Source organism: Oceanobacillus luteolus, assembly GCF_023715655.1.
In the GTDB taxonomy this organism is placed as follows: Bacteria; Bacillota; Bacilli; order Bacillales; family Amphibacillaceae; genus Oceanobacillus; species Oceanobacillus luteolus.
In genome coordinates this window covers 55562-72733 of record NZ_JAMBON010000010.1, presented here as the reverse complement: position 1 = coordinate 72733, position 17172 = coordinate 55562, and the positions used below count along the sequence as shown (strand labels likewise).

Here is a 17172-nt window from a genome sequence, read left to right as displayed (position 1 = left end):
CTTGTGAAGATAAAGTGCCGCTAAATCTTTTAAATTTAAAAAATCTCAAGGTACATGGGAATTAAAGGAAATGCCATATTCTTATAATATCAGGAAAGCGCTTAACATTGTATAGAAAATCTCGAATTTTTATCTTAAAAGCACTAATTGCATGGTTAACTTTATATCAATCTATATATCTATACATTACGTTTTGTGTTAACTTTGAATTATAAGTTAAATACTTCCATATACATAGAGAAAAATATACTTGCGCTGATCTATCCTTCATATGAGAAGAACCAGGAGGAGGTATAACATCGCATGGTCGTTTTACTTCGATCGCCAAGTCAAATTTCTTTTTCCGCTTTCCTCTTTCTACTAATTTAAACGTACTCATTTTCTCAACCCCTAAGAGGATTTATTTCCTTCATAAGTATAAAGTATTTGGTTTTGTCATTAACAGAGTGTTTATGGTAAATAAAAATCTGGAGGTAATCCACAAATGAAAAATCAATCTTATAACTATGACGAACAAGGGCAGAACTATTCTGGGTACAGACGAACGGATCCTAGAATTGAAGAATATGTTTACAATGCGCTTGGTTCCGCAAAATCAGTATTGAATGTAGGAGCTGGCACAGGGTCATATGAACCGAAAGACAGATACGTCGTTGCAGTGGAGCCGTCAAGTGTGATGCGCTCCCAACGTCAACATGCGGAAAGGGTGCCGGCTGTTATTGCAACAGCAGAGTCGTTACCTTTTGATGATGATTCTTTTGACGCGTCCATGGCGATGGTTACGGTGCATCACTGGTCGGATTTAAGAAAAGGTTTACAGGAATTACGAAGAGTTACCAAGGATCAGGTGTTGATTTTGACCTTTGATCCCGAGGCGATTGACGGCTATTGGAATACGGATTACTTTCCGGAATTGATTGAAGTCGAGCGGGCACGTTTTCCGACCATTGACTTTATCAGAAAATCGCTCGGAGGAAAAAGTGAGGTACAGGAAATTCCTTTACCTTTTGACTGTGTAGATGGTTTCCAAGAGGCTTTTTATGGCAGGCCGGAATCATTTTTGAAAAAAGAAGTACGATTGTCACAGTCAGTCTGGGGAGTCTTGCCGGAAGGGATGGGGGAAAAACTAATACAGAGACTGGCAGATGATTTGAAATCAGGAGCATGGGATGAAAAACACGGGCACTATAGACAGAAACCAACCTTTATAGGATCACTAAGGCTAATTATCGCAAGGCCATAGGAACTTTTTTGAAAAAAGTAAATATCTAATAATTCGGAGTGAAAATGAATACGGGATGAATCAAATGTTTTATATCTAACATTGATTCATCCCATATTATTTAAAGGGATTCTTCTCTCTATTCATCCTAATTGGATATCAATTAATGAAATACCATTAGCCTGTCCTAAGCCGTTTATTAATGCTTGTTCAAAATCATTCTTTTGTTGGGGTCTAACTCCAGTTACTCCAAAACTTTTAGCCAACTGCACAAAGTCCGGATTCCCGAATCCCGTACCAAAACTACTATTGAATTTATCCTGCATCATTTGTTCCTCTAATTTTAACTTTGAATTATTCAATACGATGACGATAAACGATAGGTTCATCCGCTTGGCCGTCTCTAGTTCCGATATGTTCATCAAAGCTCCACCGTCCCCAGTAATACAAATCACCGGATCGTTCCGGCAAGCTAACTTGGCACCAATCGCTCCGGGCAAAGCAATTCCCATCGAAGCATAACCGTTGGAGATGATTAGCCTACCAGCCTGTTTCGATTGGTAGGTTCGGGCAATAGAGAGTTTGTGGGAACCCACATCAGAAATGACAATTGTATTTTCCGGAACAATATTTTCAATGCTCTCTAAGATATTTTCTATCGTGAGTGATTGGTTTACATTTGGATTTGAATCAATATGATAAGCCGATTTAATACGTTCTTTTAGATTACCAGCTGGCATCCATGGTTTAGACGGTATATTCCGTGCAGTAAGTTGCTGAAAAATCTCCTTCAAATCACCGACAAGTTCTTCTTTTACAGGGTAATGTTCATCCATCTCTGCAGGAAGTGTATCAATATGTAAAATAGGGTTCATCTTTGGATTCCAATTCTTTGGTGGACTTTCTACAAGATCAAATCCAACTGCAATGATCAAATCAGCCTGCTCAATTACTGGTAATGCTTCATCTTGTTTACTGAATCCGAACGTAAAATAATTTAAGGCATGATCTTTTGGTAATATCCCTTTTGCCATGAAACTGTGTATCACAGGTGCTTGCAATTTCTCCACAAAATGCAGAATGCCCTGTACAGCTTTTTGTCTGATTACTCCGTTTCCGAGCAGTACAACTGGTTTTTGACTCTGACTGATTGTTGTAAGAGCATTTTCTAAAGCTTGTGGAATTGGGATGCTTTTTGGTATGGGCAAAGCTGTTAATGGTTGATTTGGTACCATTTGTGGTGCGATATTCTCTTGTAATTCAATTAGAACAGCACCGGGCTTTTCCATTTGGGCTACTCTAAAAGCTTTACGAATGATTTTCGGTATTGTTTGAGCATCTTTAATTTGCACGCTCCACTTTGTAGCAGGTTCAAATATTTTAACGATATCGATGTACTGATGTGATTCTTCGTGTTGCTTGTCAAAGCCCGCTTGTCCTGTAATGGCGATAACGGGGGAGTGGTCTAAATTTGCACTTGCTATTCCAGTCAACAGATTAGTTGCGCCAGGTCCTAAAGTTGCCAAGCAAATCCCAGGCTTATTTGTAAGCCGTGCGTAAACATCTGCCATAAAAGCAGCACCTTGCTCATGACGGACGTTGATGAATTGTATGTTTGACTTGGACAAGGAGTCCATCAAGTCCAAGGTTTCCTTACCCATTATGCCAAATACATACTCAACCCCTTCATTTTCCAAACATTGAACTAGTAAATCTGTTGCTTTCCGCATCGTACGCACCTCTTTTTTTTCATATTTTCTCCTTAATGTTATTTAAAATACCTTTTAGGAATAGGCGAAAAGCTATCAAGGCGAGATTTATGTTTTTACCCGAATATAGTGAAGCGAGATACGATTGGAGGCATGGCTATTAGAGGAAGAAATAAAGAAATTTGGGACGTAAGAAAGGAGTGCTCACGTGTCATGAGCACTCCAACTGTCGGCAGGTATTTTATTAATACTAATTTAGTTTCTCGAACTGTCCGAAGAATCCCCAACAAACCTCACCGTAGCCATATGTGTTCGAGCCAACTGAATAACCTCTTCAATAAATTCCTCTTGTGAAGCTTCAAATCCAGTGCTGATCCAATAAGATAGTAATCCATAGAAACCATATGCGGTGTAACGAGTGAAATAATTCATGTCTACAGGCAAATTGTTAATCGTTTCGAACTGGAATTTTTCTTGATATATTTTCAGAATCGTTTTAGGAAATCTGGTGTGCAACTCGGGAATCGTGTCCTCATAGTTTATCAGTTCAAAAAAGTCACGATGATCATAAATATAGGAAACGATATGAAAGGATTCGGCTGTTAACTGTTTCGTATTCACTTTGCGTCTGGATTGATAAGCTTTACCGACGGCATGCTCTAGTCCTTCCAGCATCGTAAAAAGCAAGTCCTCCGCCAGTTTATATTTATCTTGATAATGGGTGTAAAATGTACTTCGATTATATTTTGCAGTAGTAACAATGTCTTTGACGGTAGTGTCCTGGAAGCCCTTCTCTTTAATAAGAGAAATAAGAGCCAACTGGAAGTGTTCCTTTGTCCGATTTGTTCGTGGTGTGGAAACTGGTTCGCTCATTTTACTACCTCCTGATGTGAGTAGATTAGACAAAAGTGTACAGAATGTCTATTTAATAGACATTTAGAGAAATATTGATGGTTGGATTGCCTATTTTCAGCTCGTATAATAAGGTTGTAAGCGTTGTTATAAAAGATTTAACTATATTTATTATAACAGGGGGTAATCGAATATGGGTAAATTACAAGATAAAGTAGCTGTTATTACTGGTGGGGTTTCCGGAATCGGAGCTGCAACAGCACGTCTATTTGCTTCTGAAGGCGCAAAACTAGTTTTAGTTGACTTCAATGAGGAAAAGGGCAGAGCATTTGAAGAGGAATTAAAAGCGGAAGGCATTGAAGCTGTTTTCGTTAAAGCGGACGTAACAAGTGAAGAGGATGTAAAGAATATTTATTCTACAACTCTATCAACTTTCGGTAAAGTAGATATTTTATTCAACAATGCTGGAATTGGTGCGGTGAAACCGACAGAAGAATTATCCTATGCCGAGTGGAGAAAAACAGTCGAGGTTGACCTTGATGGGGTATTCTTAGTTGCACAAGGTGCCATCCAAGAGTTCTTGAAAACAGGCGGTGGAGTAATCGTTAATACCGCTTCTATGTACGGGTTGGTAGGATCACCTGGAAGTGCTGCGTACAATGCGGCTAAAGCTGGGGTTGTGAACTTGACTCGTTCTCTAGGATTAGAGTACGCAGAGCGAAATATCCGCGTAAACGCACTTTGCCCAGGGTTTATCGAAACACCAATCCTAGGTGAAACAGACCGTGAATTCTTATCCAATGCAACACCGATGAAACGTCTAGGTAAACCAGAGGAAATGGCGAAAGCTGTACTGTTCATGGCAAGTGACGATTCCAGCTTCATGACTGGAAACGCCTTAGTCGTTGACGGTGGTTATACTGCACAATAATTAATACAAGTACAATAAAGGCTGGGCCTATGAGGGTTCAGCCTTTATTTTTTCTACTTCTTAAACTTATTTCCCGTATTCATATAAATCAGCATAAACACAGTCAAACCAATAAATATAGCAATACCCACATACAGTAACCAATCGATACTATATACTTCACTAATTAACCAAAATACCATTATGAAAGCAAAAGCAAACATCATTTTCCCCATGAATTTGCAAAGGGCAACGGTGTCGTATTTAGCTTTTTCCTCTTCAGACATGGTATTGTAACCCGCAATTAAGAACGAACCTTTTCCATTGATTAGAAAAATACCCATTACGATGAAGAGTATAATTATAATAATCAGACCAATCATTTTTATCCCCCTGAAATAAAGTCTCTTTTTCTTATTGAAGTAGTCACTTAACCTAAGCGTACCATAGGTTTCGATAGTACCTCTAGTGATAACTTCTTATCTCTGGGACTGGTTGGAGTGGTTTCTTATTCTGACTGATTATCTTCATTTATTGCATAGGACAAGATATCTTCTTCCTTATTCCAATCGACGAAAACTTCCACTTCATCACCTTTGCTGTTCTTTACGACGAAGCTAGGATCGCCATTCTCACCAGCTTGATCTGCCTGCTCGTTAAAACTGCTACTGAGATCTTCCTTAAATAAATCATTTACGAATTGTATGGCTTGTTCACGTGTTAAATTTTTCATTTGTAATTCTCCTATTTTTAACTATAGGATTTTCCAACTCATGTGTTTTCATTCATGAAAAAAGTGAATCAATTTGCATGTGCAAGCTAAAAGCAGCTATTGGAAAACTTAAAGTCTCCAAAACACCAAAATTATAGCACACCACCAAATTTCGGCAGTGTGCTTATTTTTAATATCGATATTTTCTTCTATTATTTCTAGGATTCTTATCTCGTACATTGTGCAGCCATGCTTGGTCCTCATCCATCATTTTCTTGGCTGCATAGATCGTCAGGAATTGTAGAACGATAATCGGGATACCCATGATTCCCGATAACACTTCCAGTGGAGCTAGCCCGCCAATTCTCATTAATACGAGTGCTAGCAATGTGATGATTGCTGCAACAATCAAGCGCAGGTGCTTGGAAGGTTCGACCCTGCTCATATTTTCCGTTCCTGCATAGGAAGCAATCGTATACGTCGTTGAGTCCAGGGTTGTAATCATAAAAATCATCGCAATCACAATGAAGGCAACAAGAACAATTGTTGATAACGGCAATGTTGAAAGGATCTCTGGAATCAATGCCATCGCGTCTTCCTGTACAATAGCAAGCGCATCAACTTGTCCTGTTATATGACGGTGAATTCCTAAGCCACCGAGAACCGCAGTCGCTATCCAAGATACGGCAAGTGGAGCAAGCATATAGGTGATAATCATCTCCCGAATTGTTCTGCCTCTGGAGACTTTTGCGGCGAATACACTGTGCAGCATGGCCCATGTGGCGCTATATGCGAACCAAAATACCGTATTGCTTTCGATTCGGTTTTCCCCGCCAATATTCAATGAATTGGTATGGAAAGACATATCCATATAATGAGAGAATAGAAAGCCGACCGTATCGGTAAAGAAGTTTAAGATGAAAATACCAGGTCCGATGAGAAGTACAAATATAGCAAACGCCCCAGCAAGATACATATTCAGCGTGCTTAGTCTTTTAATCCCTCTTTCTATTCCTAAATAAGCACTCATGGTAAAGAACAACACCCAAATGATGGTAACCATCAGTGTCAGGCCAAACGTGATTTCTATATTAAATAATTCGGACAGGTTATAAGTAACAATTGGAGTTCCCAATCCTAATGTAACTGCCGCTCCTGCAAGAATACTAATTAAGAAAATAATATCCAAGATTTTACCGCCGATGCCATCGGTAAATTTATCCCCAAAGAGTACACGGAGCGCCTCGGAAATTCGCATAACAGGCCGCTTCCTAACATGTAAGATATATCCCATTGCAGGTGCTGCCATGACAAAAATCGCAAAGACTTGCACACTCCACATGAACATCCCATACGCATTTCCCCAAAGCAAGGCTTCAGGTGAACCAACTTCTACGCCAAAAGGAGGACTTACTGCCACTTCAGCCCATTCTGTCATCCCTGTCCGCATGATGGTGGAGCCTAATCCCATCGCAACTAAGATCGATGCGTATTCAAATAATGTAAAACGTGGTTTTTCCCCAGGTTCTCCAAGCACGACATTTCCATATTTAGAAAAGGATAACCAGATCCCGGCACCAACTAAAATAACAGCATACCAAATATAGCCCCATGAAAACATATCAACAATCATGGCAAAGATTCCGTTCAGTAATGCTGTGGATTCGTCCTCATAAAAGGCGAACGGAATCGAAATTGCGATAATAATTAAGATAGCAGGAAGAAAAATCTTATAATCTACTAATCGCTTTTTTCTTTTTCCTTGATATTCACTACCCAAAAGATAACCCCCAAAAATGATATTTTCGTAAAACGAATTTGACTAATTTCTCTTTTTTAGTCACCCATATCTGTATTACCACTTTTTATGATTTTTAAGCATGTAGGTTTATGGGGAACTGAATGGAGTACGTACTTATTTTTTCATATCGCAATTTTAGACTCTACCCAATCTATAAACCTAGTAGGAAGCACCCATTCTATATTCAAAATAAGGTGTAGGACTGATTGTTTAATGGAGGCTTGATTATTATACTTATAGTCAACATGTTGGAAGCGTATACAAAGGTGAGGAGGTGGGATATTTTTTGTAAGGTAATCAATCTCTTATGTCTATCAAACTATGAAAGGCAGCATATTTAAGGAGGAGATTTTATTGAAGAAACATATCGTTGTTTTAGCTATAATCGCACTATTATTCTCCATGTTTCAAGTGCCAACGGTTGCCGCAAAACCACAGAGTGATACGATTCATACCGGATCCCCTTTCGATAACAAAATTATCAAGAGATTTGATTCAAAAAGAGCGATGCAGCATATCAGTTATTTAAGTGAAGACATCGGACCAAGAGTTACAGGAACTGATCAGGAAAAGGAGGCAGCGCGCTATATCCAACAACAAATGGAACGTTATGGGTATGACGTCAGTACACAGGAGTTCGATATCGCCAATCGGATGCAGGGGCAGTTAGTGACATCCATGGACGATAATGAACTTGCTATTCGTATCGCGACTGGCTCTTCTTCTACGACTGAAGAGGGTGTATCTGGAGCTATATACCATGCTGGCTTAGGCGAACCAGGTGATTTTTCAGAAGAGGTAGTAGGGAACATTGCCCTTATTCAAAGGGGAGGTTTCTCTTTCTGGGAAAAGGTTGAACATGCTACAGAAGCTGGTGCTGCAGGGGTAATTATTTATGATAATGCCGATGGACTCGTACCTCCAACACCAAGCTTAGGTGACAACACAGCTTCTATCCCAGTAGTGGCGATTACTCAAGCAGATGGGGCAGCACTTTTAGAAGAAATTGAAGGATCAGAGATTACGGCTACAATCAAAATTAGTGAGATTACGAATCAGAAATCCCAAAATGTTATCGCAGTCAAAAAGCCGAAAGGAAAGCCTTCAGAAAATCATGATATCGTGTATGTGACCGCACACTACGATAGTGTACCATATGCACCTGGAGCAAATGATAATGCTTCCGGAACATCTGTTGTTTTAGAATTGGCGAGAATTATGAAAGGATATCCAACTGACAAAGAAGTCCGGTTTGTTTTCTTTGGAGCGGAAGAAATTGGACTCGTTGGATCCAGATATTATGTGAGTCAGCTTTCCGACAATGAGTTGGCCAGAAGTACGGCAAACTTCAATTTAGACATGGTCGGAACGAATTGGGAAGAAGCGACAGCCATGTTTGTCAATGTGGTGGACGGTGCACCAAACCTTGTTTGGCAATCTGCGAGTGATGCTGCAGAGAGATTAGGAAATGATTCACTCATTCTTTTTGAACGAGGTGCCTCTGACCACGTAGCTTTTTATGAAGCAGGAATCGATGCCGCCAACTTTATTAGAAGAGAACCAGAAACGGCAGCATTAGAACCGTGGTATCATACTCCATTCGATACGATTGATAAAATCAGTCAAGATCGTATCCAAGAAGCAGGTGAACTGATCGGTTCCGCCATATACGATTTCGTACGTAAAGAAACACCTAGAGGTAAAAAAGGACAAGGTGTGAACAAGATGATAGGTAATTATTTATTGAATGAAGAACCTGTGAGGAATAGATAGAAAGTGTTATAAAATTAATCCCTCATGCTAAGCTGCATGAGGGATTAATTGCTTATTTCGCATTGTTTTAGCCGACCCTGAAATCATCAAAATTTAAAATACGTCAATCCTCCAACAGCGATGAGAGCAATAAAACTAACAATAAATCCTACTACTAAAAACCATAATAAAGTATTTAGAAATTTGTTCTTGTTCATTTTGCTCACCCCCATTTCATAGCTGAAACCGACATGTGCAATCCATCAATGGCAAATTGTTGAATTCCCTTTCGGCTACAGTTCACGGAAGGCAATGACTTATATGATTGTTAGTAAAGAGAGGTGCTGAATGTTCTTCTACGTCTAGTCGAATTTCAGCTTAATCTTTTCAAGTACTCTATTAAACGTGCTGTATCTACTAAAGAAAATAGGTTGAATGAAGTGTATAGACAACATACTAGGCATTTTCCCCTCTAAAAAAGCCTGGGAATAAACTGTTAAGCAGTTTCTCCAAGGCTGTTATCCTTCCGTAGTACAGCAAATGCTGTTGATTTCCCATGGTCAAACTCACAGAACCTTAGAAAATCCTTCTCTAATAAAATTTATTTCAATCTACATACAATTATACATTTAATTCAAAATAATTCAAAGAATCCGGCTTGAAAGTTGCTCGGTTTAGTCTTGTAGAATCTTGATATGCGGGAGGGAATATGAACAAAAAATCCCTCCATGCGCAGCTTGCACGACATGAGGGATTTTTTATCTTGAGGATGGTTCTCTTTTTTTGAGTGTTTGTCAATTCTTGGAGCGTCAGACCTCCGAAATTCTAGTAAACAAACTCTTCTTGGATTTCATTCCTAAAAATTGAAATAGGTAAGACCTCCAACAGCAATGAGAGCAATAAAACCAACTATTCCTCCAACGATTAATACCCATAATAAAGAATCTAGAATCTTGTTCACTTTGCTCACCCCCATTTCATATCTAAAACCGAAATGTGAATGCAGAACGGATAAACTAGTAGAATTGATATGTATATCCCTTTGGAAAAGGGTTTTTGCATCACGCTCTTCTTTATGTAACATAAAGATCCTAGTATCGTGCTCACTCTCGGTTCCAGTTCACACGGAAGGTCAATGACTCTATTAGAATCATTTTGATAAAAAGGAAAGTCGATGTTTTGCTGAATCCAAGCTTAATCCTTCTAAATCAATCACCAACATGGTTAAATGGAGAAAATAGCGACATCGTGTTTCCTTACTCAGCATTGTTTTCCCCTCTAAAAACAGCCTAGGAATAAACTGTTAACAGTTTTTCCAAGGCTGTTATCCTTCCGTGGCTACAACAATGCTGCTTACCAATAATAACTATATTTAATAGAATTTACATATAATTATACATGGATTCCATATTAGTTCAAAGAATACGGCTCGTGTCCTCTTCGTTTACTCTCTTCTACTATTAAAATGCACACTCCGTATACTTTCTATCAATCATGTTAATAAATATTAATAACGTAATAGGTAGGGAGGGGCACAAGATGTTAGTTTTAGAGATAATCATCGGTTTAGGATTACTTGCAGCATACTTTCATTTTCATTATACAAAAAGGAAACATCAACGGATAAACATACTCATTGATTGTCATAACGAATCAAACGAAGAATGGAAGAGGACGCTTGCGATGGGGCTGTATTTAAGATTCAAAGATGAATCAGCAGAGAATCCAGTTAATTATTCTAGTATTTACCTCAAAGGTGATTCCATTTCCTTTGAATATTTCGTTGCGGATATTTTTCAAATAACTAGGGGCGGGTTTACTTGGGTTTCTCCTCATAGTAATGATTACGGCGTGGATTTTGAACATACAACAGATGATGGTTTATATTTAGGTCAGGTAAAATGCTATCAAGGAGATTTGTCTTTTGACCCGATTGCACTTATCCATTCGAATATGGTGAAGCGAGAGGCAGTCGGTGGTTATGTTATAACTACCGGATCCTTTACAGAAAATGCAAGAAGCTATGCACAAGGATTGAATATTGAACTGATTGATGGTGTGAAGCTTGTGGAAGAATGGTTGAAGAGTTTAAAGAAATCGGAGGAAGAAATTGAGAAATTTGATGGTTAGGTAGAGTGTATTCATTGTATCAATCAGATATAAAGTAGTAACTAAATATGAATACTCGACTACATCATATTAGAGAATAATTTTATTAGGTAGTTGATGGTTTACTATTTCAGTTAGCCTGAAGTTCCCTCATATCAGAACTAATTTTGCATATTATAGGAAAGTAAATTGAGAAACTTTTGTTTACAGTATACGGTTCTTTTTTGTAGTTTTGTAAGAAAAGAAACACTCCCTCAAGTTAAAATTGAGGGAGTAAAATATGGTACAGACTAAGCCTTCTACAGCTTAAACCCTTTCACTAATCCATTCAGTTCTTCGGCAAGGTGAGCCAAATCTTCTGCACTCCCGGTGATTTCATCCATAGAACTGCTGGCCTGTTGTGCCGAAGCAGAAGTTTGTTCAATTCCGGCAGATGACTCTTCGGAAATGGAAGCCATCTCTTGGATGGAGGTGTTCATTTCCTGACTTTGTTCTGTAATTTCATCCATATTCTCAGTTATAGATTGGAGACTTTGTACCATTGTTGTGACGGAATTTTGTATACTATCAAACTTTTCAACGGTAAGTTTGATTTGATTAGTTCCTTGTTCGACTTCTTGATAGCCTTCGGATAATGAATTGGTAACAAGGTCGAATTCCTGCTGGATAGAATCGACGATAGAAGAGATGTCGGTTACAGAATGGCTTACTTGTTCGGCAAGTTTTCTCACTTCGTCTGCAACGACTGCGAATCCACTTCCATAATCACCGGCACGGGCAGCTTCAATCGCTGCATTTAATGCGAGTAGATTCGTTTGCTCTGCAACTCCCTGAATGATAACGACGAGTTTGGATATCTCTTGGGATCTCTCATTCAATCCTTGTACCTTCTGTACAGTATCCTGAACGATTCCATCTATATTTTCCATTTGATGCATGGAAGTCTCCATTAGTTCTGAGCCTTCCTCAGTCATTTTAATAACGGTAGTGGATTCTTGTTCTAGTCGATTTCCATCTTCATTTGTAGCTTCGACTTTTTGTGTAAAGGCTGAGACAGTTTCTGAAAGTTTATTAGTAAAATCAGCTTGTGACTCGGCTCCAGTTGCAAGTTCCTCCATAGTTAAAGAAATTTGCTCGGTACCTGTTCTGATTTCACTTGCTGATTGAGTAAGCTCTTCACTATGGGCTGATACGGTAGAAGAGACAGTTTGGATTTTACCCAACACGTTGTACATACTGTCGTTCATTTCATTTGTGGCAGTTACCAGTTGACCGATTTCATCTTTGGAAGTTGACTCTAAAGGTACGTTATTTAAACTGCCGCCCGCAATCAGTTTCATACGATCCATAAGTCTTCTTACCGGCTTCACAATAGAACTGGATGTGACCATTGCAATCGCAACACCTAACAAAATGGCTGATAAGGAAATGATAATACCGATGTACATGGTGGTTTGACCGTTTTTCTCAATTGTCTCACCGACGTTCTGAATTTCTCTTTCTCTATTCATCGCTAATTGATTAAATCCTTGAATCAATTCATTGCCGAGTACTTGTACTTGTGAATCCATGATTTCTCTAGCGGCAGCTTCATTTCCTTGCTCATATTCTATGAAAATTTCATCTGTCAGCATGCCCCATTCGATTTTTTTCTCAATCAGATTTTGCAAGTCTTGAGAGTTGCTTAATTCAAGGGCGCTGTTCTCCAACTCAATGCTTTCCTCTATTCCACTCTCGAACTCTACTTTATAATCCTCATTTTCTAATAATAAATAACTCTGCAGCAAGCTCATACGATGGGCCATATTGATGGCTAATTGTTCATCTATGATTAAGAGGGACAGTTCGGTGTCCAGCAAATCTTCTAAATCTTGGTTTGTCTTTGTGATGGAATAAATCGTAAATGAACTTAACAAAATAACGAGAAGGATCACAAAGAGGAATCCTGCTAATATCTTTGTCCGGATACTTTTGAAGTTAAATATTTTTTTCATTGTTACACCTCGTATTTTATACTATGTTATATCGCTGTGTGTACTTTAAGTAAAGTGATTCTCCTTTCAGTTATAAATTATGATTGCTGTGCTTCTACTTTATTTCTAGTTCAATTGTTATATGTATTTTCTAGTGAATATTGTTTATGTAGTGAAAGCACAAGTATAATTGTATTACTTTCAGTAACCTATTTCAATGGGTGATTAAGAGAAAAGTCCTGAATTTAATTAAAACCGTCTCCAACAAACTTTTGTGGGGAAAAAGATTTATAAGTTAATGGGGAGGGGATTAGAGGAGATTATCTGTAGAGCCCTGAGGGTCAAGGGGGTGAAAGGAATATTAGTCTGAGAGAGAACCCGCATGTCGTCGTAGTCGGTTAATTAAGTAAAAGGCCTCCAAACTGCTCCTGTACCACTGTGCTTATAAGGATGAGTTTCAACTGACTATAAGATCGGGTGAGAATATCAAGAAAATTGTTAGATATCCGGTGTCTATCATCGTATATCAAGTCCTAGTCACTAATAGGGGTGTCCTTTATTCCGGGGACTAACATGCTAAATAGGTACTTATATATTTCATAAGAAGGAAGCCGACTAATTCAGCTTGGAATTAGTCGGCTTTATTAAGTTCTTCTCAAACGGACAAGGTAGTGAAATAACTTCTCCTGCTAAACGGTTGTTAGCAAAGTGCCTAAGGACGAGCATCATCTCAACCTTGTCTCATCCTAATGTGACATCAATGTCTCAACCTATTTTGAGTCAATTTGTAGATGATGGGGCCACAGTCAACTGTAAATCATCAAAATCCAGCATATGCTCAACCAAAGCCTCCACAAAATCCACACTGTCATTTAAAAACTCGCTTTGCACCGCATGCATTCCAAGTTTTTGCGCCTTTCCGACAGCTTCAATTGTAACTTCTTGAATTGCTTCCAGGTTTTCTATTACAGATAAAGCTTCCACAAAAATAACAGATGGTACGCCTTGGGCATGAAGATCGCGGACGACATCCAAAACATCTGGACCGAGCCATCTTTCCGGAAGAGGTTTACCGCTTCGGTAGGCAAGATGATATTTCTTGACACCTGCATTTTCTGCAACTTTTCTAGCCAAGGCTTGGTATTGGGAAATCATTTTTTGATGTGCTTTTGGTACTCCAGGCATACTGTGGACTGTAAATATGATTTCTGCTTTGTTCTGAGTGGATTCCGGCAGCCAATGATAGGCTGTTTTTACCCGGTCTGATAACGCGTTAATAAATGATTCATTTTCAGAGAATGGCGGAATATGTATGATTTCTGTTTTCGTATTATGTTTACGGAAAATATTAGTGAATTTCTTCTCATAGGCAGTACTTCCCGTCAGTGTATCAAAAGGGGTCAGGCTGTAAGTTACAATACGTTTAGGGTTTAATGTAATACATTCCTCGGCAACATCTTCCAGCGAAGGATCGGTATGCTTGTTAGCGATATACATTTTCCACTCTTCGCCAGTCACTCTCTGTAATCGTGTGGCTAAAGTTTTTCCAATCCGCGTCATGTTTGCCCCTAGAGGATCAGCTTTGCCAAACGAATCATACAATTTAAAACCTCTGGCTACATCGGCTTCCGTTGCAGTTCCATGATAAATATCTTGGTAAAATCCGGCAACATCATCGATCGATGTCAAACTTCCATAACTGAATAGAACTAGTACATTCATTTCTTTACTCCTTTAAAACCTAGTCAACTCATATTCTACATCATTTACAGAGGTATTTTCATCCATCAAGCTTACGTCTCCTATCCATCAAAAAAATGACCAAGCTATTGATTTGAGTTTTTCCTGCTATTAGCTGTTTTCTATCAAAACTGGATGTTGATTATCCTGGCAGCATAACTTTAGTGAATTCCTGTATGAACTTGTCATAATGGAGATGCACCGCAATTCTCGTTTTTCCTGCTTCGGAGGTAGGGCGAATATCGATATAAGACATCCCTTCAGCACCTATATCCTCAATCACATTTGCATCATAGTAAATATAGTCACAGATTGCAGGGTTAGTAACGAGCATAACGGTAAGCAAATCATGAATTGGAGCACCGGGGATACCTGGCACTGACTTTTTATAAAATTCGTAGTAATATTCAAAGACAGGAATCATCATGGAAGCATAGAAATTATTCGCGTTATTGGAAATTGCGTCCACGAGTTCAGGAGTAAGAATGGCGAATTGAGTGGCGTTTAATGGAGTTATGGTCAGATTATGAGCAAAGTTTAACACAAAATTGGATGATTTTGGATCACCATAAAAATTTGCTTCTGCCAATGCTGTGGCGTTACCTGGTACAAAGAATGCTCCCCCCATCACATAATAGGAATGAATCATATTGATACAGTCATGAAACAGTACCATTACATATGCAAGGGTGGTAGATCGACCTGTGTCTACAATGATTAACTCATCTCTATATTTTTCAATAATAGAACGGATTGTATCAAAAGGATAAATCTGATATTGCAAATGACTTGGAGGTCGTATCGGGCCAATACCTTTACCGTGTATTTCTGGATAAAACGCTATCCCTTCTTGCTGTACCGGCTGAGAAGCACCGGGAATAATCGGTATGTCATTTCTACCTGCTAATTGCAGTAAATATGCTGCATTTGCTGTAGCCTGTTCTTTTGTTACATTTCCGTAGCTAGTGACAATACCGACTAGTTCAATTTCAGGTTCCAGCATGGCATACATAATTGCTAAAGAATCATCAATTCCGGGATCACAAAATAACAGTATTTTTTTCGCTATAACAAGCCCCCCTTTGCCTCGATTTATAATCTATATATTCCAATCCTGAGAAATTATTCAATCCATAGCTCAATTCTATCATCGTTAGATTATTGGTTGCTTCATTGAAAAATTAACAATAGAGCGGTCCTCTTGTCATGAACGCCGGCCACATGCCATCGATAAAAAATAACAATAAAGCGCTCTCATTTCATGGGACACATTTTCATGACTATATTCCACACTTTAAGCAAACGCTAATACCATACCTAAGCCTTCACTCACTCACAGGAGGGAAGTTTCTCAAAATACCGATTATTTTCGTTTTCCCACAGTGCATTTTGCTAGTGCGTTTATACATTTGCCGTTACAATATAGTAATGATGTTTTACGACAATATTCGACATTGAGGTGATTGCTTGGCCTTTTTAAAACGTTCGGTGCTGCAAATTGTACCGACGCTATTTATATTAACGTTAATTGTTTTTGGTCTTGTTTATGTGGCCGGTGATCCGGTTTCGATGATGCTGCCTGAAAATGCGACAGCGGAAGACCGTGCTTTACTGGAAGAGGCGTTAGGATTGAACGACCCTTTCTTTGTGCAGTATTTGAATTATATTAAGGATTTAATCACGGGAGATTTCGGTAATTCACTACAATACCGGGAACCTGCCCTTCAACTTGTGATGGAGCGGCTTCCGGCGACGCTCACCCTCTCGCTGATGGCGATGGGGATTGCGATTATCATATCGATTCCACTCGGAATTTATGCTGCATTGAAACGGAATTCATTTCTTGATTTTATTATTTCTGGAGTTTCCATCCTTGGAAAGGCGATGCCGAACTATTGGATTGGGATCATGTTGATTCTATTTTTCGCAGTTATGCTTCCCATATTCCCGGTCTCAGGTGCCGAGACACCAATCCACTTTGTCTTGCCGTCCGTGACACTTGGCGTGGCACTTGCTGCGGAGATGACACGTCTTATACGTGGAAGTGTCTTGGAAGTTCTCGAACAGGAATTTGTCCAAACGGCAAGGAGTAAAGGGCAAAAAGAATTCATTGTAGTTTTACGACATGTGTTTTTAAATTCGCTTATTCCCGTTGTTACGATTGTTGGGATCCAATTCCCACAATTGATTGGTGGAGCGATTGTCGTGGAAACTGTTTTCTCTTGGCCAGGTGTAGGTAGATTATTGCTATTTTCCATTGGGGCAAGTGATATGGCGGTAGTGCAAGCAATCGTATTTGTCATCGCACTGATTACGATTGTCGCCAATTTAATAACAGATGCTGTTTATCGAATCCTCGATCCACAGATTAAATACAAGTAGTTTGGAGTGA

General features: G+C 39.0%; 13 protein-coding genes. 5 read left to right on the top strand and 8 right to left on the bottom strand.

Going from position 1 to position 17172, the window contains the following annotated elements; genetic code table 11:
* Positions 1 to 484 precede the first annotated feature (484 nt).
* Entirely contained in the window at positions 485 to 1243 is a 759-nt protein-coding gene (locus M3210_RS08675; protein ID WP_251513338.1) for a class I SAM-dependent methyltransferase, read from the top strand.
* A 122-nt stretch (positions 1244 to 1365) separates the two neighbouring features.
* Here the strand turns inward: M3210_RS08675 and M3210_RS08670 are convergent, their stop codons facing one another.
* Together M3210_RS08670 and M3210_RS08665 are read right to left on the bottom strand one after the other, a co-directional pair.
* Positions 1366 to 2952: an acetolactate synthase large subunit gene (locus M3210_RS08670; protein WP_251513335.1), complete on the bottom strand. Its 1587-nt coding sequence runs from the start codon at positions 2950 to 2952 to the stop codon at positions 1366 to 1368.
* A gap of 234 nt (positions 2953 to 3186) precedes the next feature.
* Positions 3187 to 3804 carry a TetR/AcrR family transcriptional regulator gene (locus M3210_RS08665; RefSeq protein ID WP_251513322.1) on the bottom strand — a complete coding sequence of 206 codons (618 nt, stop codon included), beginning with the start codon at positions 3802 to 3804 and terminating at the stop codon, positions 3187 to 3189.
* Between the two features lie 172 nt (positions 3805 to 3976).
* Between M3210_RS08665 and M3210_RS08660 the strand changes: the two genes are divergently transcribed.
* Positions 3977 to 4714 carry an SDR family NAD(P)-dependent oxidoreductase gene (locus tag M3210_RS08660; protein WP_251513320.1) on the top strand — a complete coding sequence of 246 codons (738 nt, stop codon included), beginning with the start codon at positions 3977 to 3979 and terminating at the stop codon, positions 4712 to 4714.
* Between the two features lie 53 nt (positions 4715 to 4767).
* On the opposite strand, the gene M3210_RS08655 is transcribed toward M3210_RS08660, so the two are convergent.
* The 3 genes from M3210_RS08655 to M3210_RS08645 form a co-directional block, all read right to left on the bottom strand.
* A complete protein-coding gene (locus tag M3210_RS08655) occupies positions 4768 to 5076 on the bottom strand; it encodes a DUF3784 domain-containing protein (RefSeq protein WP_251513319.1) in 309 nt (102 codons plus the stop codon).
* A 125-nt stretch (positions 5077 to 5201) separates the two neighbouring features.
* A complete protein-coding gene (locus M3210_RS08650; RefSeq protein WP_251513318.1) occupies positions 5202 to 5426 on the bottom strand; it encodes a hypothetical protein in 225 nt (74 codons plus the stop codon).
* Between the two features lie 169 nt (positions 5427 to 5595).
* Positions 5596 to 7185 carry a BCCT family transporter gene (locus M3210_RS08645; protein WP_251513316.1) on the bottom strand — a complete coding sequence of 530 codons (1590 nt, stop codon included), beginning with the start codon at positions 7183 to 7185 and terminating at the stop codon, positions 5596 to 5598.
* A gap of 375 nt (positions 7186 to 7560) precedes the next feature.
* Between M3210_RS08645 and M3210_RS08640 the strand changes: the two genes are divergently transcribed.
* A complete protein-coding gene (locus M3210_RS08640; RefSeq protein WP_251513313.1) occupies positions 7561 to 8979 on the top strand; it encodes a M20/M25/M40 family metallo-hydrolase in 1419 nt (472 codons plus the stop codon).
* 1518 nt (positions 8980 to 10497) lie between these two features.
* Complete coding sequence (locus M3210_RS08635; RefSeq protein ID WP_251513311.1) at positions 10498 to 11088, top strand: restriction endonuclease; 591 nt, start codon at positions 10498 to 10500, stop codon at positions 11086 to 11088.
* A gap of 278 nt (positions 11089 to 11366) precedes the next feature.
* On the opposite strand, the gene M3210_RS08630 is transcribed toward M3210_RS08635, so the two are convergent.
* From M3210_RS08630 to M3210_RS08620, 3 genes are all read right to left on the bottom strand, one after another.
* Positions 11367 to 13061, bottom strand: coding sequence for a methyl-accepting chemotaxis protein (locus M3210_RS08630; RefSeq protein WP_251513309.1), 1695 nt, complete (start codon positions 13059 to 13061; stop codon positions 11367 to 11369).
* 759 nt (positions 13062 to 13820) lie between these two features.
* Positions 13821 to 14762 (bottom strand): ferrochelatase, encoded by a 942-nt coding sequence (locus M3210_RS08625; RefSeq protein WP_251513307.1) that lies wholly within the window; start codon positions 14760 to 14762, stop codon positions 13821 to 13823.
* A 160-nt stretch (positions 14763 to 14922) separates the two neighbouring features.
* Positions 14923 to 15876 (bottom strand): nucleoside hydrolase, encoded by a 954-nt coding sequence (locus M3210_RS08620; protein ID WP_349774331.1) that lies wholly within the window; start codon positions 15874 to 15876, stop codon positions 14923 to 14925.
* A gap of 371 nt (positions 15877 to 16247) precedes the next feature.
* On the opposite strand from M3210_RS08620, the gene M3210_RS08615 reads away from it, so the two are divergent.
* Complete coding sequence (locus M3210_RS08615; protein ID WP_251513302.1) at positions 16248 to 17162, top strand: ABC transporter permease; 915 nt, start codon at positions 16248 to 16250, stop codon at positions 17160 to 17162.
* Positions 17163 to 17172: the final 10 nt, after the last annotated feature.